The sequence below is a fragment of the Actinophytocola xinjiangensis genome (assembly GCF_001921215.1).
GTDB lineage: Bacteria > Actinomycetota > Actinomycetes > Mycobacteriales > Pseudonocardiaceae > Actinophytocola > Actinophytocola xinjiangensis.
The window spans coordinates 806,235-832,539 of record NZ_MSIF01000001.1 but is presented as its reverse complement, the minus strand read 5'-3'; the positions used below and the strand labels follow the sequence as shown (position 1 = coordinate 832,539).

Sequence of the window (26,305 nt, the reverse complement as noted above, 5' to 3'; positions counted from 1 at the left end):
CGACCGCGATCGATGGGAGTACTCATGTCCACGCACAGCTCTCTGCTCGAGGTGTTCGTCAAGGTGCTCGACCTTCCCGATGACGTGGACCCGGTGAGCCTCAACTACCGCGAGACCAGCAGCTGGAACTCGTTGGCACACATGGAGATCGTCCAGTCCGTGGAGAACGTCTTCGGCGTCAGCCTGAGCGTCGAGGAGGTCATCGGTTTCAGCAGCTTCGCGCAGGGTCTGGAGATCCTCGCCGAGCACGGCCTGGTCGACGGATGAGTTCCGCGCTGGTGGGCCCCGGAGCGCGGCTGGTCGACGCCGTGTCGGGAGACGTCCTCGGCGGCGGCGACCTGCGCGACGCCGTGCTCGACCACCGGGAAGTCATCGACGCCCTCCCGCCGGGACCGGTGTTCCTGTTGCTGGGCAACACCGTTCGCGACGTCCTGCGCTACCTGGCCGCCTGGACGTCGGGCCGGCCCGTCTGCCTGCTCGACCCCACCGTCGAACCCGACGCCCTGCGGCGGCTGGTCGAGCACTACCGGCCGACCGCGGTGTTCGGTGTGGACGGAGACCGGGAGTGCCCTGCGGGTTACCGGCTCGCGGCGACGGGGTCCGGCGACGCGTGGCGGTGCCTGGTCCCCGACACAGCGCCGGTCGATCCCCGGTTGGCACTGCTGATGCCGACCTCCGGCTCCACGGGGAACGCGAAACTGGTGCGGTTGTCCGCGCCCTCGGTGCTGGCCAACGCCCGCGCCATCGTGGACGCGCTCGACATCCACGCCGACGACGTCGCCCTGACGTGCCTGCCGCTGAGCTACAGTTTCGGCCTCTCGATCCTCAACTCCCACCTCGTCGCCGGCGCCACCGTCGTCGTCGCCGACGGCGGCCCGTTCACCGCGGGCTTCTGGCTCACCGTCAGGCAGCACCAGGTCACGTCGTTGAGCGGCGTACCGTTCACCTACGAGTCACTGGCCCGCCACGGGTGGACCGCCGAGGACCACCCCAGCCTGCGCGTGCTGACCCAGGCCGGCGGACGGCTGGATCCCGGTGTGGTGTCCCACTTCCACGAGCAGCTGGCCCGCCACGGCGGCCGGTTCCACGTCATGTGGGGGCAGACCGAGGCCGCGCCGAGAATGACGACGCTGCATCCCGACGACCTGCCCGCCAAGCTGGGTTCGGTCGGCCGGCCGTTGCCGGGAACCAGCGTCTCGGTGCGCACCGACGGCGACGGCGAGACGACCCGCGCCGACGTCGTCGGCGAGCTGGTGTTCCGTGGCCCGAACGTGATGCTGGGCTACGCGCACTCCCGGGCCGACCTCGGCCGGGGCGACGACCAGGGTGGCGTCCTGCACACCGGGGACCTCGGCCGCGTCGACGCCGACGGCGTCGTCTGGCTCACCGGACGGTTGGGCCGTGAGGTGAAGGTGGCCGGCACGCGGATCAACCTCGACGACGTCGAGGGTCTGCTGTCGACGTGGTCGCCCGTCGCCGCGGTGTGGCGCGCCGGCCGGATCGAGGTGTTCACCGAACGGCCGCAGGACGTGCGGCCCATCGCACGCCACCTCGGCGAACGCCTGCGCGCGTACCGGTCGATGCTGGCCGTGCACCACGTGACGCGGATCCCGCGTCGCGCCAACCACAAGGTCGACTACCCGGCGCTGGTGGGCCATGCGCGCTGACCGCCGGGAGGAGTACTCGCTGACCGACCAGCAGCGGGCGGACCGCCTGCTGCCCGTCGTCCGTGAACGCGTCCGCGACCACCGCGACCGGTGTGCCGCCTACGACCGGATCCTGACCGCGATCGACACGAGCGGCCACCCCGGTACCGGACTCGCCGCGCTGCCCTGGCTCCCGGCCAGGATGTTCAAGACCCACAAGCTGCGCAGCGTCGCCGAGCACGAGGTGTTCCGGGTCGCGACGTCCTCGGGGACCACCGGTGAACGCAGCCGCGTCTTCCTCGACCAGGCGGCCGCCGCCGAACAGAGCCGCCGGGTGGCGTCGGCGTTTCGCACCGTGCTCGGGCCGGCGCGCCTGCCGATGATGGTCGTCGACACCCGGCCGCGTCTCGAGAACGGCGCGATGGCGGCACGCACGGCCAGCGTCGTGGGACTGCTGCCCCTGGGCACCGACCACACCTACCTCGTCGACGAGGACGGCCGGACGGACCCCCGGGCGGTCACCGAGTTCCTCGGACGGCACCCGACGGGACGGTTCCTCCTGTGTGGAACGACGGTGATGGTGTGGCACCACCTGTACCCGCTGGCGCGTGACCACGGAATCGACCTGACGCGGGCGGTGCTCGTGCACTCCGGCGGGTGGAAGCGGCTGCACGAGGGCGGCGTCGACGACGCGACGTTCCGGTCCCGGCTCGCCGAGGTCAGCGGGCTGACCGAGGTGTTCGGCTACTACGGCATGGTCGAGCAGCTCGGCACCATCTTCCTCGGGGACAGCCGCGACGACACCTACTACTGCCCGGACCTCGCGCAGGTCATCATCCGCGACCCGAGGACCTGGTCGGAGCAGCCCGTCGGGGTGCCCGGCGTCATCGAGGTGATCAGCGCCCTGCCGACCTCCTACCCGGGCAACGTCGTGCTCACCGAGGACCTCGGGGTCGTGGTGGGGATCGACGACGGCGAGCGGCCGGGACGCAGGTTCCGGGTGCTGGGGCGGCTGCCCAGGGCGGAAGCCCGGGGCTGCGGCGACGCGGGAGGCGGCCCCCGGTGAGCACCCTCGTCGAACGCCTCTGCCCCGACGGCCCGCCGACGCCGGCCGAGCGGGTGCCCCCGCTGGTGGCCGACAGCGGGTTGGCCGTCGGCGACGAGCGGGTCGTCGACGTGCTGGCCTCCCTCAGCCAGACCTGGCTCGGTGCGCGCGCCCGTGCCGACCACCCCGAACTCGCCGCGCTCGGGTTCTTCCTGCGTCCCGCCCAGCTCACCGCGATGCGCGCCGAGCTGACCGGGTCCGGTGACGGCGTGCGACGCCCGGTCGGCCTCGTCCTGCACCACCCGCCCAGCAACGTCGACGCCGTCCTCGGCTACGCCTGGGCGCTGTCCGCCCTGTGCGGCAACAGGAACATCGTTCGCGTGTCGGGTCGGGCCGGCGCGTTGACCGCGCGCATCCTCGACGACATCGCGACCGCGTTCGCCACGGCGGATCCCGTGCTGGCCCGTACCCAGCTGTTCGTCGGCCACCCGCACGACGACGAGGTCACCGACGCCCTGGCGCGCTCCTGCGACCTCAGGGTGATCTGGGGTGGCGACCAGGCGATCACCGACCTGCGGCGTGCCGCGCTGCCGGCGCACGCCAGGGACCTGGTGTTCCCCAACCGCCACTCGCTGGCCGTGGTGAACGCCGCCGCCTACCTCGACGCCCCGGGGTGGCAGCGCGCCCGGCTGGCCGCGGGGCTGTGCGACGACGTCCTGCCGTTCGACCAGGCGGCGTGCTCCTCGCCCAGGGCGCTGGTCCTCGTCGGCGCGCAGCCGACCGCCACCGCCGCGTGGCGGGACCTGCGCGGGCGGATCCGCGCCGAGGTCGACGGCCGCGACCTCCGGCTCGACCCGGCGATGGCCGTCGAGAAGCGGGTACGCGGCTACGGTCTGGCGGCCGACGGCGTGGCTGGCACCGTCGAGTTCGACGGCGAGGTCATGACCTATCTCGGCGTGCCGGATCCGGCGCGGCTGCCCCGCGACTGGCTCGGCGCCGGCGTGTTGGCCATCGCGCGGGTCGACGAGTGCGGCGACCTCGCGGCGCTGCTCACCGACCGGCACCAGACCCTCGGCCACTTCGGGTTCGGGCGCGAGGAGCTCCGGGCGTTGTGCCGGTCGCTCGGCTCGCGTCGCCTCGACCGCGTCGTGCCGATCGGCACCGCGCTCACCTTCGACCGGCACTGGGACGGCCACGACCTGCTCCACGAGTTCACACGGCACACCACGATCAGCGGATGGGTGACAGATGCGCAGTGACATCACGATCGAGAACCTGCGGGCCGAGCTGTGGCCGGCCGCGTTCGAGGTCCACGAGCACGCCTTCGGCGGTGTCGTCGACGAACGTGACCGCGACCTGTGGTGGGACACCCTGGATCCGGACCTGTCCTTCGCGGCCGTCACCGGCGCCGGGGAGGTGGTCGCGGTCCAGGCCGGGCTGCGGACCGACCTGGGACTGCGTGACGGCAGCCGGGTCGCCGCCACCGTCGGGTGCTTCGGCGGGGTGGCACTGCCCTACCGGGGCGGCGGCACCCACTTCGCCCTGTGCCGGGCGCAGGGCGACCAGGCCACCCGTATCGGGGCCGAGGCCGCCGTGTTCAAGGCCGCCTCGGTGCCGCTGTCCAGGGCGCTCAACGGCAACCCGGCCGGCATCGCCGTCGACGTGGCGGTGACTCCGGAGTTCGCCAGGGAGGTCAAACCCTCGCCGGGGATGAGCTTCGAGGTGGTGCCGGCCGACCAGTCCGTCGACCGCTGCCGCGAGATCTACCAGGCCACCGCCGAGGTCGTGCCAGGCATGCCCGTCCTGCCCAAGACCTGGTGGCTGGCACACACCCTGACCAGCAGCGGCTCGAAGCCCTTCTGCCTGCTCGCGACGTCCGCCGACGGCGACGAGGGCTACCTGCGGTTCGGGATCGCCCCGCACTGGGTCGGCGGCGTCGGGCACAGCGAGTTCCAGGCGCAGGAGCTGATCTCACCGAGCCCCCGGGTGCGTGACGCGCTCGCGCTCGCCGCGCTCAACTTCGACCACGTCACCCGGGTGAGCATCGAGAACTGCATGCTCTCGGACGCGATCCGCTGGGTCCGGGGCGCCAACCGCGGCATCGAGGTCCGGCGCATGTACGACTACCTGTGGGTCGCCCTGCTCGACACCGCCTCCGACCGGCTGCGGGCGCAGGCCGCCGAGACCGACTTCTACTGCCCGTTCATCGTGTGAGCGGAGGTCCAGGCATGAGCAGCGACTGGGCGCACGCGCCGGACGTGGTCGTGGTCGGCGCCGGTGTCGCCGGCCTGTACGCCGGGTGGCGCTTGCAGCGTGCCGGCCACCAGGTCCTGGTCGTCGAGTCCGCGCGCCACGTCGGTGGCCGGGCGGCGGGCATGGATGTTCCCGGCTCGCCGGGACGTCCGCTGGACCTCGGCGCCATGCGCTTCACCTCCGACCACGTCCTGGTGCGGGCCATGGCCGACCACCTCGCGGTGCCGTACCGGCAGCTCGCGGCGACCGGGCACGCCGACACGCTGTTCTACCTGCGGGGCCGGCGTTTCCGCGCGGGCGAGATCGCCGGGGACCCCGACCGCGTGCCCTACGACGTCGGACCCGACGCCCGGGGCCGCACGCCCGACGAGCTGTTCGAGGACGTCATCGCCCGGGTCCTGGACAAGGCGGGGGCGGTGGTCCCGGGGACCCGTCGCGACTGGAACCGGGTCAAGGAGGAGCTCGAACTCGGCGGCCGGCCGCTGTTCGAGTACGGGTTCTGGAACACCGTCTCCGACCACCTCGACCTGGAGTCCTACGCCTACCTGCGCGACGGGAACGGCTACGACTGCAACAACTGGTCGGCCGGCGAGGTGATGCAGACCCAGCTCGCCGGCTTCGGCCGCGCGGTGCGCTACTTCCGGTTCCGCGACGGCACCCGGAGCCTGGTGCACGCGCTGCGGCGCGCCGTCGAGGCCCACGGCGGCCAGGTGTGGACCGGGACCGAGGTACGCGGCGTGCGGCTGCCCGGCGCGGGCCAACGGATCGAGCTGAGCCTGCGGGAGACCGGTGGCGAGACCCGCGAGGTGACCGCACCGGCGCTGGTCCTGGCCGTGCCGCCCCGGGCGCTGGACCTGATGGACCTGGACGTGCCGGCCGTGGACCTACCGTCCTGGCGCCAGGACGTGGAATCGGTGGTGTCGCACCGGGTGCTTCGGGTGGTGCTGGGGTTCGCCGAGCCGTGGTGGGAGGACGTGGTCGGTCGCGGCGCGACGCGGTCACTCACCGACCTGCCGATCCGTCAGGTGTACTACCTCGACGACCACCGGGTCACCGGCGGCGACGCCGTCCTGTCGGTGGCGTGCAACGACGACCGGGCCTACGACTTCTTCACCCCGGCGCCGGCGTTCGCGCACTGGCGGCGAGGCGGCGCCCTGGACGGGCCGGACCCGCACCAGCTGGCGCGGATCGGCCAGGACGTGATCGCGCAGCTGCGGCTGCTGCACGGCACCGCGGTCCCCTCCCCCACCTGGATGGTGGTCCGGGACTGGGGCCACGACCCGTTCGGCGGCGGCTACCACGGCTGGCGACCGGGACGCCGAGGCTCACACGTCGCCGCCAGGATGCGCCGGCCATGGCCACGGCACGACGTGTTCGTCTGCGGCTCGGCGTACTCGGACATCCCGACCTGGATGGAAGGGGCGTTGAGCAACACCGAACGACTGGTCCAGGACCACTTCGGGCTCACCTCACCGGACTGGTTGCCGCCGGCGACCTATCTCGGTTGGTGACCCGTACCGCCGCCAAGGGGGCACAGCGAATGCCAGCTACACCTGACCGGCCAACGGTGTCGGTGCTCATGCCGACCTACCGCCAGGACGCCTTTCTCACCCGCGCGATCGGCAGTCTGCTCGCGCAGGACTTCCCGGACTTCGAGCTCGTCGTGGTCAACGACGGATCGGACGACACGACCGACGAGCTGGTCCGGGCCTACGACGACAGCCGTATCCGCTACCTGCGGTGGACGGACAACCGAGGCCTGGGCGCCGCGCTGAACGCGGCGACCCGGTTGGCGCGGGGGGAGTTCATCGCCTACCTGCCCTCGGACGACTACTACGACCGCGACCACCTCAGCCGCTGCGTCGCCGCGCTCTCGGCCGATCCCGGGCTGCACCTGGTCCATTCCGGACTGCGGTGGGTGCGGCGGCCGTGGGACATCGCGGTGCGGCCGGTCGAGTCCACCGCGACCCTGCACGGCGACCGGCTGCCCGAGGCCGGCACGACCGACGCGACCAAGGCCGACCGGACCGGGATCTCCCGATTGGACGTCCGAAGTGGAAACTATCTCGCGCTCGTCCAGGTCGTGCACCGCCGAACCTTCGAGGACACGGTGCGCTGGCGGGAACGAACCGAGCTGGTGTCGGACTCCCTCGAACTCGACTTCTGGGAGGGGTTGCGGGCGCGCGGGGCCCGCTTCGCCGCGACCGGCGCCACCACCTGCGAGTGGGGCGACCACCCCGACCAGCGACACAAGATCATCGCGGGCCGGGGCGCACAGAACGCCAACCAGGCCAACCACGGCTACGGCCTGTCCCGCTACCGCCAGTTCTACCGCGTGCCCAGCCGAACCCGGCTCAACTGGCAGCCGGTGGCCCAGGGCGAGCCGGTGGACGAGCGGGTTCGCTACCTGGATCCCCAGGCCGAACGCGCCGGCGCCCGGCGACGGACCGACGGCCTGCGCATCCTGTTGGTGGGCGCCATGGGCTACAACCCCGACCAGCTGCTGGCGCTGGAACGCGACGGACACCACCTGGGCGGACTGTGGTCCACCCACCCGCACTTCTGGGAGACCACGGGCCCGCTGCCCTTCGGCGACGCCGAGTACCTGCCCCACGACCGGCACTGGTACGACCGGGTGCGGGACTTCGCCCCGGACGTGATCTACGGATCGTTGAACTGGCCCAACCTTCCGTTGCTGCACCAGGTCCAGCAAGCCGGGCTCGCCCCGTTCGTCCTGCACCTCAAGGAGGGCACGACGGCGGCGATGCAGGCCGGGTCGTGGCCCGCGCTGCGGGACCTCGTCCTGAACAGCGCCGGGCGGATCTTCATCTCACCGGAGTCCCGCGACTGGTTCGACACCATCCTCGGCCCGGCGGGGCCGGTGGGCCCCAGCATGGTTCTCGACGGTGACCTCCCGTTGCGCGACTGGATGACCGACCAGTGGGCCGACCCGGTCGGCGACGATCCCGACGAGGTCCACACGGTGTGCATCGGCCGGATCCTCATCGAGCCGATGCTCGAACTGGCCGAGCGCGGCATCCACGTGCACCACTACGGCTCGTCGTACCGGCGGTGGGCTCCCGGCTGGCTCGCCACAGCCGAGGAAACGCCTTTCCTGCACCTGCACGGCCATCTCTACCCCCGGGACTGGGTGGCCGAGCTGTCCCGCTACGACGCGGCCTGGCTGCACGTGTTCACCAGCGACAACGGCGGGGACCTGCGCAGTGCCGCCTGGACCGACATCAACCTGCCGGCCAGGATCAGCACGTATGCGATCGCCGGCCTGCCCTGGATCTTCCGCCGCAACGCGGGTCAGTTCGTCGGGGTGGAGCGACTCGCCGACCGCCTGGGCGTGGGGATCGGCTACAGCGGCGTCGACGACCTCGCCGAGCGGCTCGTCGACGAGCGCAAGAGGCGCGTGGCACGCACGAACATGCGGGCGGCCCGGCACACGTTCACCTTCGACCACCACGTCCCCGAACTCGTCTCGTTCCTGCGCCGCGCGGCCGCGACGAGGTGAGCCGTCCGACCGGGCGAGGCGCGCGGCGTCACACCGCCATCGCCCGGCGGACCGCGAGCCTGGTCAGCTGCGCCTTGTTCCCGAGCTGGAGCTTGGAGCGGATGCGTTTGACGTAGGTGTCCACGGTGTGCGGGCTGATCCCGAGCCGGGAGGCCACCTGCCGGTGGGTCATGCCGAGCGCGATCAGCGCGAGCACCTGTTCCTCCCGACCGGACAGCGGCGGTGAGTCCTCGTCCCTCGGCGAGTGGTCGGGGTGGTCGGAGGTGTCCTGCCGGCCGTCGATGCTCGCCACACCCATGGCGTAGACGGTGGCCAGCAGTCTTTCCCTGCTCGCCCTGCGGTCGAGAACCCCGGCGGCGCCCAGTCTGAGCAACCGGACGACGGCGGATCTCTCGGCCGGGGAGGAGGACAGCAGCAGCACGGGTGCGATCCGGCTCAGCTGGACGACCAACGCGTCGAGCACGTCCGGCTCGGCCACCCCGAGATCCACGAGAATCAGGTCGGTCGGCGGTAACGGCGTCGTGGGCACGCAGGCGTAACACGCGACGACACTCATCTCGGGGCTTGATTCGGTCAACAAACTCAGCCCGTCGACGAACAACGGAATACAGTCAATGACGGTGAGGCGAAGCACGCCGCTTCCCTCCTTCACAGGAACAGCCGTTCACGAAACGGCTTCACACACGAATCCGGGGCCGTCGTCGTCGACAGGCCAGGAGGGAATGTGCGGCGGTGGCCGCGAGGATGATTTCTGACGGGGATTGCCGACCTATCGCACCAACACGCGCCGCACGGCCGCTAAGTGGGCCTTCGGTTCGCGAGCCCGGAATTCGCGGCCAGGAAGGGCCGACCCCAACTCTTCTCGATACCACAGCCAGTGCGAACTGTTCAGGCGCACGACAGCAGGATCGCGCATAAGAACCCCCAGGGTCCCTGGTAGATCAGTCGGGCAGTTACACACCGCACGCTTACCGGTAACATAACGTCTACCCACAGTGATCACAACAGGTCGGACGACGGCCTCGATTCGTTTTTGAGTCACCTTCCGCAATTGACGCCGCGCTCACCGGCCAGCGGAGCCACAGGCCCTCACCAACGAGTACCGCCGCCGGCCCGGCGGCCGGCGGCGGTACTCGCCTCGGGGAATGCGGCACGTTTCAGCGGAAGGTGGCGGGGTCCCGCCCCACCCACCAGTTTCCTGGCGCGGCGGGGTCATCACTGGACCAGAACTCGACGGCCGTGCGGATGAATTCGGCGGCGGACAGATAGCCGTCGCCGTCGGTGTCGAGATGGCTGAAGGCCGCGCTGGTGTCGTTCTCGCCGAGGTCGCGGAAATGTCCGGTCTGGAAGCTGTGGAACTCCGCCGGACTCAGCTGGCCGTCCTCGTCGATGTCGGCGATGGCCAGGAACGCCTCGGCCAACGCGCCGATGGTGGCCCGCGCGGCGGCGGGATCGTCGACAAGGCTCGACGTGGACTCGATGAACTGGTCCCTGGTGATCGCGTCACCGCCGTCGGGAATGTGTGGCAGATGCAGGTCGCGCCAGATGCGCAGATAGGCGTCGACCATGCTCGTCTCGGCCGGAGAGCCGGGTTGGTGCCCGGCGGAGTTCGCCGCGCGTCGTCCCATGAGGACGTGATCGTGCTCGGTCAGCGCGCCGTCTCCGTCGGTGTCGAGGCAGTCGAAACCGTAGCTGATCTTCGCGACGAGAAACTCGGAACGGTTCATGGAGAAGCATGAAACGCGTCGACGATCAGGCGCAGCACCGCTGAGTGAGTGAACGTGACCCAAGTTCACTCGAAATGCTGAAATTCAGGACAATGTTCCGTGCGCCCGGCCCGACGGGGGCAATGGCGTACTGGCCGCCCGTGGGGACATTCCGTCCACGATGAGCGCGAGATGCCGCGGCCAGTCCCCGCCGACGTGACCCGCGCTCGCGACGAGCATGGTGATCAGGCACAGAACGTCGTCCGGGGTCAGGTCGGCGCGCACGGAACCGGCCGCCTGGGCCCTGGCCAGGATCTCGGCGAGGGTTCCCCGGTAGCGACTGGTGATCTCCCCGGTACGGGCGCCGCCGTCGACGAGCTCGAACATCGGCGGGTGGTCGACGAACGCGGCGGTGCACTCCCGCAGCACGGTCGCCAGCGCGCGGCTCGGGTCGCTGTCGGCGGCGGCGCGCCGCAGGACCGGCTCGACCCGTTCGGTGACGTAGTCGTCGAGGATCGCGGCGAGAAGGTCCTGTCTGCTGGGAAAGTGCCGGAACAGCGTGCGTGCGGTGACCTGCGCGGCCTGGGCGATCCGGTCCAGGGAGACCTCGTCGCCGGACTCCTCCACGGCCGCGCGCGCCGCCGCCACGATGGCGGCCCGGTTGCGTTGGGCGTCCGCACGCAGGTGCCCGCCCCTGTTCTCGACCACCGAGCAACGCTAACACCCGCGCACTAAGTGACAGTTGACTGACATTTATGGCAGGGTGTGGGCATGGACCTCGGCATCGTCACCTTCCTCACCGACTACGGCCTCGGCCCCGTCCAACTCGGCCACGCGGTCGAGGAACGGGGTTTCGGCTCGCTGTTCCTCACCGAGCACACCCACGTCCCGACCAGTCGCCGAACCCCGTGGCCGGTGGGAGCGCCGGTCCCCCAGCCACTGCCCCAGCACTACTCACACACCTTCGACCCGCTGGCCGCCCTGGCCGCCATCGCGGCGACGACCCAGCACCTCCGCCTCGGAACCGGCGTGTCCCTGATCAACCAGCACCACCCGATCACCTTCGCCAAACAGGCCGCGAGCGTCGACGTGATCTCCGGCGGACGGTTCGAACTGGGCGTCGGCCCCGGCTGGAACGCCGAACAGATGGCCAACCACGGCGTCGACCCGACCCGCCCGCTGGCCAGGATGCTGGAACACGTCGCGGCGGTGACGACGATCTGGGCCGAGGAAGAACCGGAGTTCCACGGCGAGTTCGTCGACTTCGACCCGATCTGGTCCTGGCCCAAACCGACACGGCGACCGCCGGTACTGATCGCCGGCGTGGGACCGACCGTGCTCAACCGCGTCCTCAGCCACGGCGACGGCTGGCTACCCCTCCCCCTGTTCACCCCGGCACAATTCGGCGAACGCATCACCACCCTGCGCTCCCGCGCCACCGACGCCGGCCGCACGGTGACCGTCACCCTCTACGGCGGCGACCCGAACACCCTCAACGCCTACCGCGAGGCCGGGTTCGACCGGATCCTGTTCGAACTACCCACCCACCACGACCCGAACGCCACCCTACGAGAACTCGACCACCTGGCAGGCCACCTCCCCGACGCCCACTGACCCGTCCACTGGGGCAGCGCGAACCCCGCACCTGCCCTGCGGTGTCGGTTTCCTGGCCTCCCCTCGGGCGACCTTGCGCCACCGGTGGGATTCACGCGCCAGTCAGGAACGGCCAGGTCCGGCGCCTGGCGTCGTTCACCGGTGACGGCGCGGGCTGACGTCGGTCCGCGCGGGGTCAGAGGACCCTGGCGAGGAACGCGGCGAGGTTGGCCGTGGTCCGGTCGATCTGCTCCTGGGGCGTCAGCGACTCCTGGAGCCGGCTGCCCGGCCCGGCGTCCTTCCTGCCCCGCAGGTAGAGCGAGCAGGCGAGGTCCGCGCACAGGTAGGCGCCCACCGAGTTGTCGCGCTCGCGTGCCTTGCGCGCGGTCATCAGCGAGACCTCGTCATGGGTGGTCAGGCACAGGGTGCACATGACGCGCCGCTTGGTGCCGCGCGTCGCCCTCCGCAGGGCGATGCCGGTGACGGTTCCCTCGTGTTCGGCGACGAGGTAGGCCCGTTCCGGTGACGCGGGGTCGCGCCAGCCGAGGAAGTCCAGGTCGTCCCAGGGCCGGTCGGCCAGGTCCCGGGGGACGGCCAACCGCTTCGCCTCGCCCTTGGTGCAGTTGACGAAGGACGCGCGGACATCACGTTCGGTCAGCGGTCTCATGAGGTCATCCTAGGACCATTAGGCAAACGGTTATTATCTCTAGCCATGGGACGAGCGGGGATCACGGTGGGACGCCTCACCGTGGCGGCGGCCGAACTGGCCGACGAGCTCGGCTTCGAGAACGTGACCGTCTCGGCGCTGGCCCGCCGGTTCGGGATCAGGGACGCGAGCCTCTACTCACACATCCGCAACCTGCGCGACCTGCGGGAACGGGTCTCCCGGCTGGCGCTGACCGAGCTGGCCGACCGGGCGGGCGACGCGCTCGCCGGCCGGTCGGGACGCGACGCGCTGGTGGCGTTCGCCGACGCCTACCGGGACTACGCCACGCGGCACCCGGGACGGTACGCCGCCGGCCAGCTCCCGGTCTCCCCCGCGACCGCGGACGCGGCCCGCCGCCACTCCGACCTCACCCACACGATCCTGCGCGGCTACGCCCTGCCGGACACCGAGCACGTCCACGCGGTGCGGCTGCTGCACAGCACCTTCCACGGCTACGTCAGCCTGGAACGCGCCGGCGGGTTCGACCACTCCGGCGACACCACCGCCTCCTGGCGCCGGGTCCTCGACGTCCTCGACACCACCCTCCGGAACTGGCCGCCGAACGAGGCCGCGCCCCGGTGACCGAGCACCGGGGCGCGACCCACCGCACAGGGGTCAGTGACCACGCTCCTTCACCCGGTAGGCCCGGGTGACCGTCTGGTCGATGGCGTTGCCGTCGACGTCGGTGGCCGCCACCCGCAGCGTGGCGAAGCCGTTGGTGGCGCCGAGGTCCGGATTGCTCACGGTCGCCGTGTAGCCGTCCCGGCCACCGCGTACCGGCACGGTCCGCCAGGTCACGCCGTCGTCGAAGGACACCCACGCCCGGACGCTCTCGGGCCGGGCGCCGGGGTTGCCGACCGGGTAGCGCAGCCCGAGGCCGACGGTCGTGCGGCTCCGTTCGGGGACCGCGTTGGTCCTGTCGACCGGGACGTCGTAGTCGATCGACAGGACCGGGAGCACGTCAGTCGTGCCCTCGGCTGGGCGGGCGGAGCGGACGGTCCACGTGGTGTCGACCCTCGGCGAGATCAGCCAGTTCGGCAGCGCCCGCTGATAGGTCTGGGTGAACCTGTACTCCACCTCGCGCTCGGGCACCCCGTCCAACGCGAACGAGGAGTCCGGGGCGGTGCCGAGCAACTGGCCGTCCGCCCAGACGGTGGTGCTGACGCGGTCGCCACCCTGCAGTGCCCGCTGACCGTGGTCACGGTTGGCGCCGGAGTCGAGCATCCCGCTCGTGTAGATCACGATCTGGTCGCCGGTCCGGTTGGGCAGGTAGGAGGTGTTGTCCGGCACCGCGCCACGCACCACCGAGCCGTTCCACCGCTCGTGGGTCACCGAACCGCGCTGGTACCGGGTGATGCCGCCGTTCTGACTGGCCCAGTCGAGCATGACCGACTGGTTGGTGGAGGCGTCCGCGGTGACGTACTCGGTGCGGCTGCTCGGCACCTGGAGCCGCGTCACGATCCCGTACGCGGTGACCTGGCCGGAGGCCCGGAGGAAGCGAACCTGACCGGCGGTGAACAGGTGGTCGCGCGCGTTCGCCGGGCCGTGGTAGTCGTTCACCACCCTGGCCAGTTCCCGGTCGCGCACCACGTAGGCGTGGTCGGCCGGGATCGAGTCGCCGTCGTTCATGACGAGTTCGTAGGCGTAGGGGCTGCTCGCCACGCCGACCACCCGCAGTGTGGCCCCGCGCCCGGCGGCGCGGGCGGCCAGGGCTGCGCCCTCCTCGCCGGTCAGCGTCATGCCCGGGATGGCCAGCTGGTCGCCGTAGACGTTGTGGCCCCAGTCGCCCGGGCGGTCGTTGTAGATCATGATCGCCGCCGCGCCGGCCTCGGCCGCGTTGACCGTCGCCTGGCTGGGCGAGACCGTCTCGCCGCGCCGCACCAGGGCGATCCGGTTCCTCGCGGTCACCGAGCGGAACGCCTCGACGCTGCCGTCACCGGCGTCGACCACGTCGAGGACCCTGGTCCCGGCCAGCCGCTTGGAACCCGCGTAGCCGCCGAAGTACACCGGCGCCACGTCGAGGTCCCGCGCGCCGAGCACCGACACCCGCACGGCGGGCGCGGTCATCCGCCAGCCGGTGTAGGCGTTCATCCCGGGGATCGGCCGGGTGCTCGGAATGGCGTAGTTCGCGGTCTGCTGCCCGGAGCCGGTCTCGAACCCGTATCGCCAGCCGTTCTCGCCGTTCACGACGAACCCCGGCCGGACCAGGTCCGCCTGGGTCGGCTTGTCGGTCCGCATCGTCACCGGTGTGCCCTTCCGGGCGTCGAAGGTGACGGCGAGGTCCTTGGTCAGGTCCACGTGGTCGGCGGCGGTGGTCGAGTCCCACTTGCGGCCGGACACGATGTCGCTCTCACCGAACCCCGCGACGATCCCGTACTTGCCCTCGGGCAGGTCGTAGGTCACCGAGCCGCTCGGGTCCGCGACCGCCGTGAGACCCACCTGTGGCGCGACGGTCAGCCCCATGACGTAGACGTCGGCATGTCCGGTGCCGTCGGGCCGGTAGTACATCGGCTCGCCGTCGCGGCCGATCAGGTTGACCGTCAGCTTGTGCCGCTTGATGTCGCCGACCGCGCCGAGCGCGGTGGTCACCACGACGTCGCCCTCGGTGGCGCGCGCGGACAGCAGCGCCGACACCGGCACGGTCTCGGTGCCGGGAGGCGCCACCTTCGCCCGGTTCAACAGGACGGGCACGGTCACCGAACCCTTGGCGGGCACCGTGATCCGGTCGGTCTCCGGGCCGAACACGTCGGCGGCGGTACCGGCCGAGGGCCGCACGCTCAGCTCCAGGTCCACCGGCGCGTCGCCGCTGTTGGTGTAGGTGACGTCCTGGGACACCGATCCGGTCCGCTCGTCCCACGGGACCGTCCCGTAGCTGAGGGTGCCGGTGCCGCCGACGTGCTGGCTGGTCGCCCTGGCGAGGTCGACCCGCCCGGAGCCCTGCTCGAACGCGTCGTTGGTGTCGTTGGGCGTCGCGCTGCTCACCAGGTACTGCTTGAGCTGGTCGGCGGTCCAGTCCGGGTGCTGCTGGGCGAGGATGGCGGCGGCGCCCGCGACGTGCGGGGTCGCCATCGAGGTGCCGCTGGCCTTCGTGTACAGGTCGTCGACCGGGGTGCCCATCGAGGTACCGCTCGCGCGCGCGGCCGCGATCGCCGCGCCGGGAGCCGTCAGCTCGGGCTTGACCGCGCCGTTGCCCAGGCGCGGGCCACGGCTGGAGAAGTCGGTGACGGTGTTGTCGGCGGTCACCGCGCCGACGGTCAACGCCGAGTCGGCCACGCCCGGGGAGCCCAGTGTGGACCGGCCGAAGCGGCCGTCGTTGCCGGCGGCGATGGTGAACAGCACGCCGGAGTCGGCGCTGATCTCGTTCACCGCCAGGGACAGCGCGTCGGAGCCGTCGCCGCCGGGGCTGCCCAGGCTCATCGAGATGACCTTGGCGCCGGCGGCCGCGGCCCACTCCATGCCGTCGATGATCCCGGACTGGCCGCCGCTGCCGTTGTCACCGAGAACCTTGCCGACGATCAGGTCGGCGCCGGGGGCCACGCCCCGGTACCTGCCGTCCGAGCCCGCGCCGGTCCCGGCGATCGTCGACGCGACGTGCGTGCCGTGCCCGTGGCCGTCGGCGACCTCCTCGCCGGGGACGAACGACTTGGTCTCGACGACCTGGCCGACCAGGTCCGGGTGGTTGGCGTCGATCCCGGTGTCCAGCACCGCGACCGTGACGCCGGTGCCGTCGAGCCCCTTGGCCCAGGCACTGGGCGCGCCGATGGCGGGCACGCTCACGTCCAGCGACACGGTGGCCTTGGTGTCCAACCAGATCTTCTGGATGCCGCCGGCCGACCGGGCGTTCGCCGCCCCCAGCCGGGGGTTGACGGCCCGCCAGAACGCGGCCGTCTCGCCCTTGTCCGCGCTCATCGCGGCACCGTTGATGCTCTCCAGCGAGCGGGAGACCGTGGCGCCCGGTGCGGGCGCGGCCCGCCGCGCGGTGCCAGCGTCCTGGTAGCGCACGATCACCGGGATCGTCGCGCTGCGGGCGTCGTCGTAGCCCTGCTCGATGAGTTCGGTCACGTTGAACAGTCGCCGGTCCACCGTGCCGGCGCTGATCAGCGGCGCGACGGACTGGGGCAGGACGTAGACGTCGTCGCCCTCAGTGACCTTCAGCAGTTCGCCCGGGTCGGTGCTGACCGGCACCACCGCGACGCTGGCCTGACCGTCCGCCGCGTAGGTCACCCGCACGCGATCACCGGTGATCAGCGTGACCTGGTGGTTCTCCGCCGTGGCCGACTGTTCGGCGCCCGTGACCGTGATCGCCGACGGCGGATCCTGCGGTTGCCCGACGGCTTCGCCGGCGCCGGTCGCGAGTAACGCGACCGCACCGGTAACCACCACCAACCGTTGCCTTCTTCGCATCTCTGAGCCTCCTGTGAGGTCCGCCCGGCGCGGGGGAGGCGCGGAGCGGAGTCGCAGGTCAGCCTGCCCAGCGATGGGCCGCGCGGGTAGGAATTAGAGTGTCGGAAACCTGACATGACGGGTCTTCGTCGGTCGAGCGAACAGTTGGTGGCACCACGGGAGGTCACGCTGCGTGGCGTAGGGATTGGCGAGCACGAGGAGCAGATCTACGTCCGGTTGCTCGTGGTCGGCTCAGCCTCCACAAAGGACGTGGCAACCGAGGTGGACCAGCCGGAGCCGACCGTCAGGGCGGCCCTGGAACGGCTGAGGGATCTGGGCCTGGTCACCGAGGGTGGCACCGACGAGTACTCCGTGGTCCCGCCGGACGTGGGCATCGGCGCCCTGCTGGTGGAGCGGCACACCGCGCTGCAACAGGTCCAGAGCCGACTGGCCGAACTGCTGACCATCTACCGTTCGGGCGCCGGGCAGGCGGCGGGCCAGGTGGAACCGGTGACCAGCCAGGAACAGCTGTGGCACTGGCTGGACAGCCTGGAACGCGCGGCGAGGCAGGAGATCCTCATCATGTTCCGCCCGCCGTACATGTTCACCACGGACCTGGAGGTGGCGGCGGCGCCACGGCACGTCCCGTACCGGATCCTGTTCGACAGGTCCACACTGGAACAACCGGGCGCGGCGGAGGAACTGACCGCGTTCGCGCGCTCGACGGAGGTGCGCCTGGCGAAGGACGTGCCGACCAAGATGCAGATCTTCGACGGCCGAACGGCGCTGGTGCCGATGATCCCCGACCAGGCCGGGATGCGGCCGGGTTGGGTCCTGGTCCGTGGCCAGAACCTGGTCCGGACACTGACCACGCTGTTCACCAGGTACTGGGAGCTGGGGACCCCGGTACAGCTGTCGGCCGACGGCCTCACCCAGGGAAACCAGTCCGGTCTGGACGATGTGGACATCCGGCTGCTGTCGCTGATGCTGTCCGGCGCACCGGACAAGACGGTGGCGGCACGCATGGGCACGAGCGAGCGGACCGTACAACGAAGACTGCGCAGGATCATGGAACTGACGGGAACCAGCAGCCGGATGCAACTGGGCTGGTTCGCCGCGAAGTCGGAACTACTGGCCAACAGAACAGAACCGTGACACCGGTGATGGTCAGACCGTTCCCGGACGCACGGTCGGTGCTCCGCACCGGTGGCAGAACCGGGCATCCTGCTGCTGCGGGGTGCCGCACCGGTGGCAGAACCCGGCAGGCCCCGCCGAACCCGCCCGCCAGCCCGTCGCGGCGGCCTGGCTGACCTGCCGCACCGCCGCCTGCGACTCGTCGGCGACATATCTGCTCGCCACGCCGAGGAATCCCGCCTTGAGACAGGCGACCCCGCCGGCGATCATCGGCAGCCCGACGAACGTCATCCAGAACATCGTCGGGAACCGGCTCTCACCGGCGCTGTGGCGCAGATCCCCCGGGAGACCGTCGTGGGAGTGGCCCATCGAGCCGAAGAAGTCGATGAACCCGATCGCCGCGAGCACGACGCCGCCCAGGACCAGCACGATGCCCGCGATCCGCAGCCCCGTCCGGAGGTTGCGGGTCAACTCCCTGCCGCGAAAGCTGATGATCCACCCCTTGCCGTCGACCCCGAGAACGGCCAGATACTGCCACAGCCCGTGCCGGGGCGATGGCGAAATGGCGCCTTTCGCCGACGACGTGGCTTCACCCGCCGGGCAGCGGCGGCGCGTGGCGCACCGTCCGGCTGATCGTGGCGGTCGCGGCCACCAGCACCATGACACCTGTGAGCGCGACCAGCGTGCCGGTGGAACCGGTGCCCGCCAACAGGATTCCGGCGACCAGCGGGGCCAGCGGGATCGGGCCCCAGGCGATCAGGCGCGCGGCGCTCTGCGTCCTGGCCTGCAACCGGTCGGGCACGATGGCGTACCGGTAGGCCTGCACGGTCACGTTGAACAACGGACCGATCAGCTGGCTCGCGCCGGCCGCCACGCCGAGCCACAACGGGGTCGGCATCCACACCAGGACAGCGGTACCGGCGGCCCACACCCACAGCGACCCGACCACGACCAGCCGAGCCGGGACCCGCCGGTGCGACCACGGCGCGACGAACGACCCGAGGATCGCCGCCACACCGGAGAAGGCGAGCAGGACCCCGATCAGTGCCGGCGGCGCGCCCATCTCACCCGCCCGGACGATCAACACCAGCGTCAGCGCGTTCAGCACGATGTTGGTGCCACCCACCAGCCCGACCACCGCGCGCAGGAACTTCTGCCGCCACAGCCAGGTGATCCCCTCCCGGATGTCGGCGACCAGGCTCTGCGCGGGCCTGTCCCGTTCCTCCCGCAATCCCGGCCGCACGAACAGCAGGCCCACGAACGACAACGCGTAGGACACCGCGTCCACCACGAACGGCACGACGTGCCCGACCGCGAACAACACGCCGCCGAGCGGCTGTCCGGCGAGTTCGGCCCCGTGCTCCCGCGCCTGGTTCTGCGCGAGCGCGGTCGGCAACTGCCGCCGGGGCACGATGTGCGGCAGTGCGGCGGACTCGGCCAGTTGGAAGAACACGAAACACGCCCCGTCGACGAACACCGCGACCGCGATGTGGGCCAGACCGATCACGTCCCACGCCAGCCCGGCGACCACCGTGACCAACATCAGCACCCGCACCGCGTCGGCGACCAGCATCACCCGCCGACGGTCCCACCGGTCGACCAGAGCACCCGCCGGCAGGTACACCACCAGGAACGGCAACGCCTGCGCGAACCCGATCACCCCCGCCCACAACGGCGACCCGGTCAGGGCGAGCACGAGCAGCGGGTAGGCGAGCCCGGTGATCCGGGTGCCGAGGGTCGACACGACCTGCCCGGTCCACAGGAACATGAAGTCCCGGTTGCGCCACAACGACCGCGTCTCGCCGACCGAGACCCGATCGTCCACGTCGCCCCCTCGCCCGTGATTCTAGGCCACCGCGCGGTCACGTTTGGTGACAGCCGTCCGCGGGTTCCACCGCCAGAGGTCCGCTGTGGCCACGATCTTCGTACTCGCGGGCTTTGTCCGGTCGCGGTACCTCATCGGCGGTCCGCCGCCGCTGGGATCGCTCGTTCGGGTGACGTCGGCCCGGTTTGCCCGGGGAGCCGGGGGCTACCCCGAACGGTGACGGCGGCGGAAGGGGAGGCGGCATGTTCGATCCTGGTCCGCCGTTGCGGCCGGTTGTCCGGCACGACGGCTCCCTGCCGCTGGAGGATCTCGGGCTGATCGGCGACGGCACGACGGCCGCCCTGGTCGGCCTCGACGGGTCCATCCCGTGGCTGTGCCTGCCCCGCTTCGACTCCGACCCGCTCTTCCGCGGCCTGCTCGATCCCGTACGGGGCGGGCATTTCACCATCCAGCCGGAAGGGCTGGTCGAGGCTCGCCAGCGCTACGAGCCGGACACGGCGGTGCTGATCACCGACCTGGTGGGCGCGACGGGCCGTGTCCGGCTCTCCGACGCGCTCACGCTGCGTCCGGGCGCCGACCTGTCCGACGACATCTCCGCCGCGCGCGGCGAACTCGTGCGGTCGGCCGTGGTCCTGGCCGGCGACGTCCGGCTCCGGGTCGACCTGCGGCCCTTCGGCGGCGCCCAGGTCCGCTCCCTGTTCAGCGGGCTGGAGCTGCGGCTGTCCCAGCGCCAGGAACCGCGCCTGCACCTGCGTTCGAACCGGCCGCTGACCTCGCTGAGCGACACCTACGACCTGCGGGCCGGTGAACGGCTCGACCTGGTGCTGTCCTGGGGCCGGTCCCACCGCCACCACCGGTTCGACGCCGACACGACACTGCGCGACACGGCGGACGCGTGGCGCCGGTGGATGTCGCACCTGCGCTACGCCGGCCCCGAGGAGCCGCTGGTCCGGCGGGCCGCGATCACCCTGAAACTCTGCGACGACTGGGCGAACGGCTCGCTGGTGGCGGCGCCGACGTCCTCGTTGCCCGCACCGATCGGTGGGGTCCGCAACTGGGACTACCGCTACACCTGGATCCGGGACGCGGCGTTCACGGTGTTCGCGATGCGCCGTATCGGGTTCGCCCACGAGGCGGACGCCTTCCTCGGCTGGGTTCTCGACGCCTTCGAGCAGAGCCGGGTACCGAGGATCATGTACACCGTCGACGGCGGCCCGGTGCCCGACGAGGTCGAGGACCCCGTGCTGGCCGGCTACCGCGGTTCGGCCCCGGTGCGCTGGGGCAACGGCGCGGCCCACCAACGCCAGCACGACGTCTACGGCGAGGTGCTCGACTGCGCCCACCAGTGGCAACGCCGCGGCGGCCGGCTGGAGCCCTCGCTCTGGTCCGGCCTGAGCGCCCTGGCCGACGCCGCCGGGCAGGCGTGGCGCGAACCCGACCAGGGCATCTGGGAGGTGCGCAGCGAGGGCCGGGTGTTCACGTACTCGGCGGGCCTGTGCCAGGTCGCCCTCGACCGGGCCGCCGGCCTCGGTGAACGGCTCGGCCTGCCCGGGCCGACCCGGGCGTGGCGGGCGTCGGCCGAGCGGCTGCGCACGCTCATCCTGGAGCGGTCGTGGGACGAGGACGCCCAGACGTTCCGCGAACACCTCGACGGCAGCGGGGGTCTGGACGCGAGCCTGCTCGCGTTGCCGCTGCGCCGGGTGGTGCCGGCCCGCCACCCCAGAATGGTGGCCACCGCCTCGGCCATCGCGCGGCGGCTCTCGGCCGGGGACGGCCTGCTCTACCGCTACCTGCACGAGCAGTCGGCCGACGGCATCCCCGGCGACGAGGGTGCCTTCGTGCTGTGCGGCTTCTGGCTCGTGGACAACCTGGCGCACCAGGGGCGGCTGGAGGAGGCCGAGCGGCTCTACGCCTCGCTGTGCGCGCGGGCGAGCCCGCTCGGCCTGCTCGCCGAGCAGATCGACCCGTCGACGGGCGCGTTCATGGGCAACTTCCCGCAGGCGTTCAGCCACATCGGTGTCATCGCCAGCGGGGTGAACCTCGCGAGGGCGGAAGCGGCGGCAGTCCCATGACCGCGTCATGATCACGGTGCCACCGTCAGCAGTCGCCGCCAGTGGGCGAGGGTGGGTTGTTCGGCCAGCTGGGTGAAGTCGGCGGCGTGCCCCTTGGCGCGCAGGGCCTCGACGAGGGACATCATCCGGATGGAGTCGAAGCCGTGGTCCAGGAGGTTGTCCTCGTCGCCGATCGTGTCCGGGGGGACGTCGAGGATCTCGGCGATGTGCTCGCGCAGGTCGTCGCTCACCGGTCAGCCTCCAGGGTGGACAGCAGGGTTCGGGTCGTGGTCACCACGCCGGCACGGCCCGCCGCGTAGCGCAGCGCCATCTCGTGGTCGGCGCGGGAGAAGTCGGCGACCGCGTCGGCCACCAGGAACGGCTGGATGTCGCGCATGAAGGCGTCCGTCGCGGTCATCAGACAGCCGATGTGGGCGTAGATGCCGGTGACGACGAGTTGGTCGCGGCCCTCGGTGGCCAACAGCTCGGCGAGACTGGTGCGGTGGAAGGCCGTGTAGCGCCACTTGGTGAGCAGCGTGTCCTCGCGCCTCGGGGTCAGGGCGTCCACGATGGCCGCGTCGTGCGGGTCGGCGCCCACGCCCCGACCCCACATGTCCAGCTGCAGCCCGCGTTGTTCCGGGTTCTGCCCGCCGGGCTGCGCGGAGTACACCACCGGCACCCCGAGCACGCGGCAGGCCTCCGCGATCCGGGCGATGTTGGCCACCAGGTCGGGGATCGGGGCGCCGGCGAAGGCACGCAGGAAGTAGTTCTGCATGTCGTGCACCAGCAGCACCGCGCGCGACGGGCACGGCGACCAGGGCACCCGGTTGGCCGGCAGGTCCTGCGCCGTGGGCATCGGGTAGGGCGTGATCGCGGGCAGGCCCGCCTTCTGTGCGGTCGTCATCGGTTCGCCACCTCCTCGGCGAGCGCGCGGCGCAGATCCTTCCTGCTGGTCTTGCCGACGCCGGTGTAGGGAAAGGTCTCGACCAGCTCGACCCGGTCGGGGATCTTGAACGCCGCCAGCCCTCGGGTGCGCAGGAACCGGCGCAGCTCGGCGGCGGTCGGCGGGTCGGCGCGCGGGATCACGAACGCGCACGTCCGCTCCCCCAGGTGCGGGTCCGGCACGGCGACCACCGCCGCGTCGTGCACGGCGGGGTGCGCCAGCAGGTGGTTCTCCACCTCCTCCGCGGCGACCTTCTCGCCGCCTCGGTTGATCTGGTCCTTGACCCGGCCCTCGACGACCAGGTGCCCCGAGGGCAGGCGCCGCACCAGGTCGCCGGTCCGGTAGAAGCCGTCGCCGGTGAACGCGTCCCGGTTGTGTTCCTCGGCGCGGTAGTAGCCACGGATCGTGTACGGGCCACGGGTGAGCAGGTGGCCCGGTTCGCCGTCGGGCACCTCGGCGCCGGTCGACGGGTCGACGATCCGCAGTTCGTCGGCCGGCGAGATCGGTCTGCCCTGGCTGACCCGCACCAGCTCCGGCGGGTCGTCGGCGCGGGTGTAGTTGACCAGGCCCTCGGCCATGCCGAACACCTGCTGCGGCCGGCAGCCCAGCGTCGGGGCGATCCGGTCGGCGACCTCGGCGGCCAGCTTCGCGCCGCCGACCTGGAGCAGCGCGAGGCTCGACAGGTCGTACCGGGAGCGCAGCGTGGAGTCCAGCCACAGCAACGCCAGCGGCGGCACGATCCCGGTGATCGTCACGCGTTCCCGTTCGATCAGCCCGAACACCACCTCCGGGGTCGGCGCGGGGGCGAGGACGACGGTCGAGCCGGCGTGCAGCGCGCCGAGCACCCCCGGCGAGCTGAGCGGGTAGTTGTGCGCCACCGGCAACGCCGCCAGGTACACCGACTCCGTGGTGAGGCCGCAGATGCGGGCGCTCTCGCGCACGCTGTAGAGGTAGTCGTCGTGGGTGCGCGGGATGAGTTTCGGCACGCCGGTGCTGCCGCCGGACAGCTGCAGGAACGCGACCTGGTCCGGTGTGGGGCCCGCCGGGAGCGGCCCGTCGACCGGGATCGAGGCCAGCGCGGTGAACGGGCCGGGGTCGCCGGCGACCAGCACAGGCCGGTCGCCGGGCAGGTCCCGCGCGAGCGTGCGGTGGTCGAACCCGCCGTGGCGGTCGGGGATCACGTAGGCGACGGCGTCGGTGTGCTCGCAGAAGTAGGCGATCTCGCTGCGCCGGTGGGCGGGCAGCGCGAACACCGGCAGCGCCCCCAGCCGGAACAGTCCGAACACGACCTCGAAGAACTCCGCGACGTTGGGCAGCTGGACGACGACCCGGTCCCCCGCCGCGACACCCAGCGCGTGCAGCCCGGCCGCCATTCTGGTGGCCCGCGCGTCCAGCTCGCGGTAGGTCCAGCGGCGGTCCCCGTCGACGACCGCGACCCGGGTGGCGTACCGGAACGCCCGGTCGGCCAGGAACGCGCCGAACGTCTCCCCCGTCCAGTACCCGGCGGCCCGGTAGCGGTCGGCGAACTCCGGCGGCCACGGTGTGTGGTCCATCAGCCGTCCTCCTCGATGCCCAGCGCGGACAGGAACGTGCGGAACTTCGCGGCGGTCTCGGCCAGTTCGGCGTCCGGGGTGGACCCGGGCACGATGCCCGCGCCCGCGTACACCCGCAGGGACGAGCCGGCGACCTCGCCGCAGCGGATCGCCACCACCCAGTCGCCGTCGCCGGTCGCGTCGGTCCAGCCGGCGATCCCGGTGTAGAAGCCGCGGTCGAACGGCTCCAGTTCGTCGATGAGCACCCGCGCGTCCGGGGTCGGGTCGCCGCAGACCGCCGGGGTCGGGTGCAGTGCGGTGGCGAGTTCGATGGCCGACACGTCGTCGGGCACCTCGGCGGTGATCCGCGTCGACAGGTGCCACATCGTCCTGGTGGGTAACAGTTCCGGCGCCGGCACGGCGACGCGGCGGCACAGCGGGGACAGCCCGTCGGCGACCGCGGTGACGACCAGTTCGTGCTCGCGGCGGTCCTTGGCCGACGACAGCAGCGCGGTGGCGTTGCGCCCGTCGCGGACCGGGTCGCGGTCGCGGGGTGCGGATCCGGCCAGCGGGTTGGCGAGCACGACCGTGCCCCGCCGGGACACCAGCAGTTCCGGGCTGGCACCGAGCAGGGTGCGGCCGTCGAGCGGGGCGGCGAAGATGTAGCCGAAGGGGTCGCGGTCGGCGAGCGCGGTCAGCAGGTCCCGCTCGTCGACCGGCTGGCTGGCGGTCAGCTCGCGCACGCGGGACAGTACGACCTTACGCAGCCCCGTTCCGTCCATTCGGGACAGTGCGGTTGTCACGGCGTCGCGGAACACGTCGGGGTCGGCGTCGCGCCAGGTCCAGGACCGCGCGGCCAACGGTGTGCCACGGCCGGCGCGGCGGTGCCACGGGGCGGCCCGGCGCACGGTTCCGGCGACCGCGAGCCGGGCCGGGGCGGCCGGGTCGAACGGGATGGCGCCCACGACCGTCGCGCCTCGGGTCAGCGCGACACGGGCCGCGGCGACAGTGGTCAGCGGCGCGCCGAGGTTGCCGGCGAGCAGCACACCGTCCGGTGTGGACAGGAAGAACGCGCCGGCACGGTAGGCGCGCAGCAGGTCGCCGGCACCCGGTGGGGCGTCGGCGTGGATGGTCGGCACAGGTGCTCCGTTCTGGTGGATCGTCGTCGGCGTCAGCCCCGGAGGGTGGCGCCACCGTCGACGTACAGGTCGTGCATGGTGATGTGCCGCGCCTGGTCGGAGACGAGGAACGACACGGCGTCGGCGATGTCGGCGGGGTCGGCGATGCGGCCGAGCGGGATGCCGGTGCGGTACTCGGCGAGCGAGCCAGCGATGACCCGGTCCGCGCCGTGCTCGTCGGTCCACAGCGCGCGCTGCATGGCGGTGTCGGTCGAGCCGGGCGAGACGATGTTGCAGCGGATGCCGTGGGCGGCGAGTTCGAGGCCGAGGCAGCGGGTGAACACGGTGGCGGCGGCCTTCGACGCGGCGTAGGCGGCCATGCCGGTGCGCGGGACGCCCGCGGCGTTGGAGCCGACGGTGACGATGCTGCCGCCGCCTCGGGCCACCATCCGCGTGGCGACGGCCCGCGCGGTCAGGAACACGCCCGTGGTGTTCACCGCGAACATGGCGGCCCAGTCGGCGTCGGAGGTGGCGAGCACGGGGCCGGGGCGCAGGATGCCGGCGACGTTCACGAGGATCCCGATGCCGCCGAGGAGCCGGTCGACGTCGGCGACCAGTTCGTCGACGGCGACCGGGTCGGACACGTCGGTGAGGAACGCGCGCACCTGCCGGCCGTCGGCGCGGTGGGCCGCCGCGGTGGCCACGACCTCCTTGTCGACGTCGGCGGCGGCGACCAGCGCGCCCTGCCGGGCCAGGGCGGCGGTGACGGCGGCGCCGATGCCGCGCGCCGCGCCGGTGACGATCGCGACCCGGCCCTCGACACCGCTCACGCCGTTCCCCCGCCGCTCGG

The 26,305-nt window shown here is 71.9% G+C and carries 23 protein-coding genes; 11 read left to right on the top strand and 12 right to left on the bottom strand.

Annotation, left to right across the window (positions count from 1 at the left end; all coding sequences use genetic code 11):
• Positions 1-24: 24 nt before the first annotated feature.
• Genes BLA60_RS03690 through BLA60_RS03660 form a run of 7 tightly spaced genes read left to right on the top strand, consistent with a single transcriptional unit; the run spans position 25 to position 8,464 of the window.
• Positions 25-267, top strand: a complete 243-nt coding sequence (locus BLA60_RS03690) for an acyl carrier protein (protein WP_075131193.1) — start codon at positions 25-27, stop codon at positions 265-267.
• Positions 264-1,667 (top strand): AMP-binding protein, encoded by a 1,404-nt coding sequence (locus tag BLA60_RS03685; protein ID WP_075131192.1) that lies wholly within the window; start codon positions 264-266, stop codon positions 1,665-1,667. Before BLA60_RS03690 ends, BLA60_RS03685 begins: the two co-directional genes overlap by 4 nt.
• Entirely contained in the window at positions 1,657-2,712 is a 1,056-nt protein-coding gene (locus tag BLA60_RS03680) for a LuxE/PaaK family acyltransferase (RefSeq protein ID WP_075131191.1), read from the top strand. Before BLA60_RS03685 ends, BLA60_RS03680 begins: the two co-directional genes overlap by 11 nt.
• Positions 2,709-3,950, top strand: coding sequence for an acyl-CoA reductase (locus BLA60_RS03675; RefSeq protein WP_075131190.1), 1,242 nt, complete (start codon positions 2,709-2,711; stop codon positions 3,948-3,950). Before BLA60_RS03680 ends, BLA60_RS03675 begins: the two co-directional genes overlap by 4 nt.
• The gene (locus tag BLA60_RS03670) at positions 3,940-4,905 is read left to right on the top strand and encodes a putative GNAT family N-acetyltransferase (protein ID WP_075131189.1); all 966 of its coding nucleotides are present in this window, start codon (positions 3,940-3,942) and stop codon (positions 4,903-4,905) included. The genes BLA60_RS03675 and BLA60_RS03670 overlap by 11 nt, the downstream gene beginning before the upstream one ends.
• A gap of 14 nt (positions 4,906-4,919) precedes the next feature.
• Positions 4,920-6,455, top strand: coding sequence for a flavin monoamine oxidase family protein (locus tag BLA60_RS03665; protein ID WP_075131188.1), 1,536 nt, complete (start codon positions 4,920-4,922; stop codon positions 6,453-6,455).
• 29 nt (positions 6,456-6,484) lie between these two features.
• Positions 6,485-8,464, top strand: coding sequence for a glycosyltransferase family 2 protein (locus tag BLA60_RS03660; protein WP_162292893.1), 1,980 nt, complete (start codon positions 6,485-6,487; stop codon positions 8,462-8,464).
• Between the two features lie 28 nt (positions 8,465-8,492).
• Here the strand turns inward: BLA60_RS03660 and BLA60_RS03655 are convergent, their stop codons facing one another.
• From BLA60_RS03655 to BLA60_RS03645, 3 genes are all read right to left on the bottom strand, one after another.
• The gene (locus BLA60_RS03655; protein WP_075131186.1) at positions 8,493-9,020 is read right to left on the bottom strand and encodes a response regulator transcription factor; all 528 of its coding nucleotides are present in this window, start codon (positions 9,018-9,020) and stop codon (positions 8,493-8,495) included.
• 601 nt (positions 9,021-9,621) lie between these two features.
• Positions 9,622-10,191 (bottom strand): EF-hand domain-containing protein, encoded by a 570-nt coding sequence (locus BLA60_RS03650; protein WP_075131185.1) that lies wholly within the window; start codon positions 10,189-10,191, stop codon positions 9,622-9,624.
• Positions 10,192-10,275: 84 nt separating this feature from the next.
• Positions 10,276-10,878: a TetR/AcrR family transcriptional regulator gene (locus BLA60_RS03645; RefSeq protein ID WP_084734594.1), complete on the bottom strand. Its 603-nt coding sequence runs from the start codon at positions 10,876-10,878 to the stop codon at positions 10,276-10,278.
• Positions 10,879-10,941: 63 nt separating this feature from the next.
• Here BLA60_RS03645 and BLA60_RS03640 point away from each other — a divergent pair, with 63 nt between their 5' ends.
• Positions 10,942-11,784, top strand: a complete 843-nt coding sequence (locus BLA60_RS03640; protein WP_075131184.1) for an LLM class F420-dependent oxidoreductase — start codon at positions 10,942-10,944, stop codon at positions 11,782-11,784.
• A gap of 175 nt (positions 11,785-11,959) precedes the next feature.
• Here BLA60_RS03640 and BLA60_RS03635 read toward each other — a convergent pair whose 3' ends face one another.
• On the bottom strand, positions 11,960-12,430 hold the full coding sequence (locus tag BLA60_RS03635; RefSeq protein WP_075131183.1) for an FBP domain-containing protein: 471 nt from the start codon (positions 12,428-12,430) through the stop codon (positions 11,960-11,962).
• A gap of 45 nt (positions 12,431-12,475) precedes the next feature.
• On the opposite strand from BLA60_RS03635, the gene BLA60_RS03630 reads away from it, so the two are divergent.
• Positions 12,476-13,051: a TetR/AcrR family transcriptional regulator gene (locus BLA60_RS03630; RefSeq protein ID WP_075131182.1), complete on the top strand. Its 576-nt coding sequence runs from the start codon at positions 12,476-12,478 to the stop codon at positions 13,049-13,051.
• A gap of 33 nt (positions 13,052-13,084) precedes the next feature.
• On the opposite strand, the gene BLA60_RS03625 is transcribed toward BLA60_RS03630, so the two are convergent.
• Positions 13,085-16,873 carry a S8 family serine peptidase gene (locus BLA60_RS03625; RefSeq protein WP_075131181.1) on the bottom strand — a complete coding sequence of 1,263 codons (3,789 nt, stop codon included), beginning with the start codon at positions 16,871-16,873 and terminating at the stop codon, positions 13,085-13,087.
• A gap of 114 nt (positions 16,874-16,987) precedes the next feature.
• Here BLA60_RS03625 and BLA60_RS03620 point away from each other — a divergent pair, with 114 nt between their 5' ends.
• On the top strand, positions 16,988-18,007 hold the full coding sequence (locus BLA60_RS03620) for a helix-turn-helix domain-containing protein (RefSeq protein ID WP_084734593.1): 1,020 nt from the start codon (positions 16,988-16,990) through the stop codon (positions 18,005-18,007).
• Between the two features lie 12 nt (positions 18,008-18,019).
• Here BLA60_RS03620 and BLA60_RS03615 read toward each other — a convergent pair whose 3' ends face one another.
• Both BLA60_RS03615 and BLA60_RS03610 read right to left on the bottom strand, forming a co-directional pair.
• The gene (locus BLA60_RS03615) at positions 18,020-18,457 is read right to left on the bottom strand and encodes a zinc ribbon domain-containing protein (RefSeq protein WP_075131180.1); all 438 of its coding nucleotides are present in this window, start codon (positions 18,455-18,457) and stop codon (positions 18,020-18,022) included.
• A 118-nt stretch (positions 18,458-18,575) separates the two neighbouring features.
• Complete coding sequence (locus BLA60_RS03610; protein ID WP_075131179.1) at positions 18,576-19,811, bottom strand: MFS transporter; 1,236 nt, start codon at positions 19,809-19,811, stop codon at positions 18,576-18,578.
• Positions 19,812-20,053: 242 nt separating this feature from the next.
• Between BLA60_RS03610 and BLA60_RS03605 the strand changes: the two genes are divergently transcribed.
• Positions 20,054-21,883 (top strand): glycoside hydrolase family 15 protein, encoded by a 1,830-nt coding sequence (locus BLA60_RS03605; RefSeq protein ID WP_075131178.1) that lies wholly within the window; start codon positions 20,054-20,056, stop codon positions 21,881-21,883.
• A gap of 11 nt (positions 21,884-21,894) precedes the next feature.
• Here the strand turns inward: BLA60_RS03605 and BLA60_RS03600 are convergent, their stop codons facing one another.
• Genes BLA60_RS03600 through BLA60_RS03580 form a run of 5 tightly spaced genes read right to left on the bottom strand, consistent with a single transcriptional unit; the run spans position 21,895 to position 26,285 of the window.
• A complete protein-coding gene (locus BLA60_RS03600) occupies positions 21,895-22,113 on the bottom strand; it encodes a phosphopantetheine-binding protein (RefSeq protein WP_075131177.1) in 219 nt (72 codons plus the stop codon).
• Positions 22,110-22,766, bottom strand: coding sequence for an isochorismatase family protein (locus BLA60_RS03595; protein WP_075131176.1), 657 nt, complete (start codon positions 22,764-22,766; stop codon positions 22,110-22,112). The genes BLA60_RS03600 and BLA60_RS03595 overlap by 4 nt, the downstream gene beginning before the upstream one ends.
• The gene (locus BLA60_RS03590; protein ID WP_084734592.1) at positions 22,763-24,358 is read right to left on the bottom strand and encodes a (2,3-dihydroxybenzoyl)adenylate synthase; all 1,596 of its coding nucleotides are present in this window, start codon (positions 24,356-24,358) and stop codon (positions 22,763-22,765) included. The genes BLA60_RS03595 and BLA60_RS03590 overlap by 4 nt, the downstream gene beginning before the upstream one ends.
• Positions 24,358-25,476, bottom strand: coding sequence for an isochorismate synthase (locus BLA60_RS03585; protein WP_245811800.1), 1,119 nt, complete (start codon positions 25,474-25,476; stop codon positions 24,358-24,360). Before BLA60_RS03585 ends, BLA60_RS03590 begins: the two co-directional genes overlap by 1 nt.
• A 32-nt stretch (positions 25,477-25,508) precedes the next feature.
• A complete protein-coding gene (locus BLA60_RS03580; RefSeq protein WP_075131175.1) occupies positions 25,509-26,285 on the bottom strand; it encodes a 2,3-dihydro-2,3-dihydroxybenzoate dehydrogenase in 777 nt (258 codons plus the stop codon).
• Positions 26,286-26,305 lie beyond the last annotated feature (20 nt).

Bases quoted from the DNA above. Each gene is read 5' to 3' on its own strand.
- BLA60_RS03650 (WP_075131185.1), bottom strand. From the start codon at position 10,191: ATGAACCGTTCCGAGTTTCTCGTCGCGAAGATCAGCTACGGTTTCGAC.
- BLA60_RS03640 (WP_075131184.1), top strand. From the start codon at position 10,942: ATGGACCTCGGCATCGTCACCTTCCTCACCGACTACGGCCTCGGCCCC.
- BLA60_RS03590 (WP_084734592.1), bottom strand. From the start codon at position 24,358: ATGGACCACACACCGTGGCCGCCGGAGTTCGCCGACCGCTACCGGGCC.
- BLA60_RS03670 (WP_075131189.1), top strand. From the start codon at position 3,940: ATGCGCAGTGACATCACGATCGAGAACCTGCGGGCCGAGCTGTGGCCG.
- BLA60_RS03665 (WP_075131188.1), top strand. From the start codon at position 4,920: ATGAGCAGCGACTGGGCGCACGCGCCGGACGTGGTCGTGGTCGGCGCC.
- BLA60_RS03635 (WP_075131183.1), bottom strand. From the start codon at position 12,430: ATGAGACCGCTGACCGAACGTGATGTCCGCGCGTCCTTCGTCAACTGC.
- BLA60_RS03625 (WP_075131181.1), bottom strand. From the start codon at position 16,873: ATGCGAAGAAGGCAACGGTTGGTGGTGGTTACCGGTGCGGTCGCGTTA.
- BLA60_RS03655 (WP_075131186.1), bottom strand. From the start codon at position 9,020: ATGAGTGTCGTCGCGTGTTACGCCTGCGTGCCCACGACGCCGTTACCG.
- BLA60_RS03660 (WP_162292893.1), top strand. From the start codon at position 6,485: ATGCCAGCTACACCTGACCGGCCAACGGTGTCGGTGCTCATGCCGACC.
- BLA60_RS03595 (WP_075131176.1), bottom strand. From the start codon at position 22,766: ATGACGACCGCACAGAAGGCGGGCCTGCCCGCGATCACGCCCTACCCG.
- BLA60_RS03630 (WP_075131182.1), top strand. From the start codon at position 12,476: ATGGGACGAGCGGGGATCACGGTGGGACGCCTCACCGTGGCGGCGGCC.
- BLA60_RS03680 (WP_075131191.1), top strand. From the start codon at position 1,657: ATGCGCGCTGACCGCCGGGAGGAGTACTCGCTGACCGACCAGCAGCGG.
- BLA60_RS03620 (WP_084734593.1), top strand. From the start codon at position 16,988: ATGACGGGTCTTCGTCGGTCGAGCGAACAGTTGGTGGCACCACGGGAG.
- BLA60_RS03690 (WP_075131193.1), top strand. From the start codon at position 25: ATGTCCACGCACAGCTCTCTGCTCGAGGTGTTCGTCAAGGTGCTCGAC.
- BLA60_RS03685 (WP_075131192.1), top strand. From the start codon at position 264: ATGAGTTCCGCGCTGGTGGGCCCCGGAGCGCGGCTGGTCGACGCCGTG.
- BLA60_RS03605 (WP_075131178.1), top strand. From the start codon at position 20,054: ATGTTCGATCCTGGTCCGCCGTTGCGGCCGGTTGTCCGGCACGACGGC.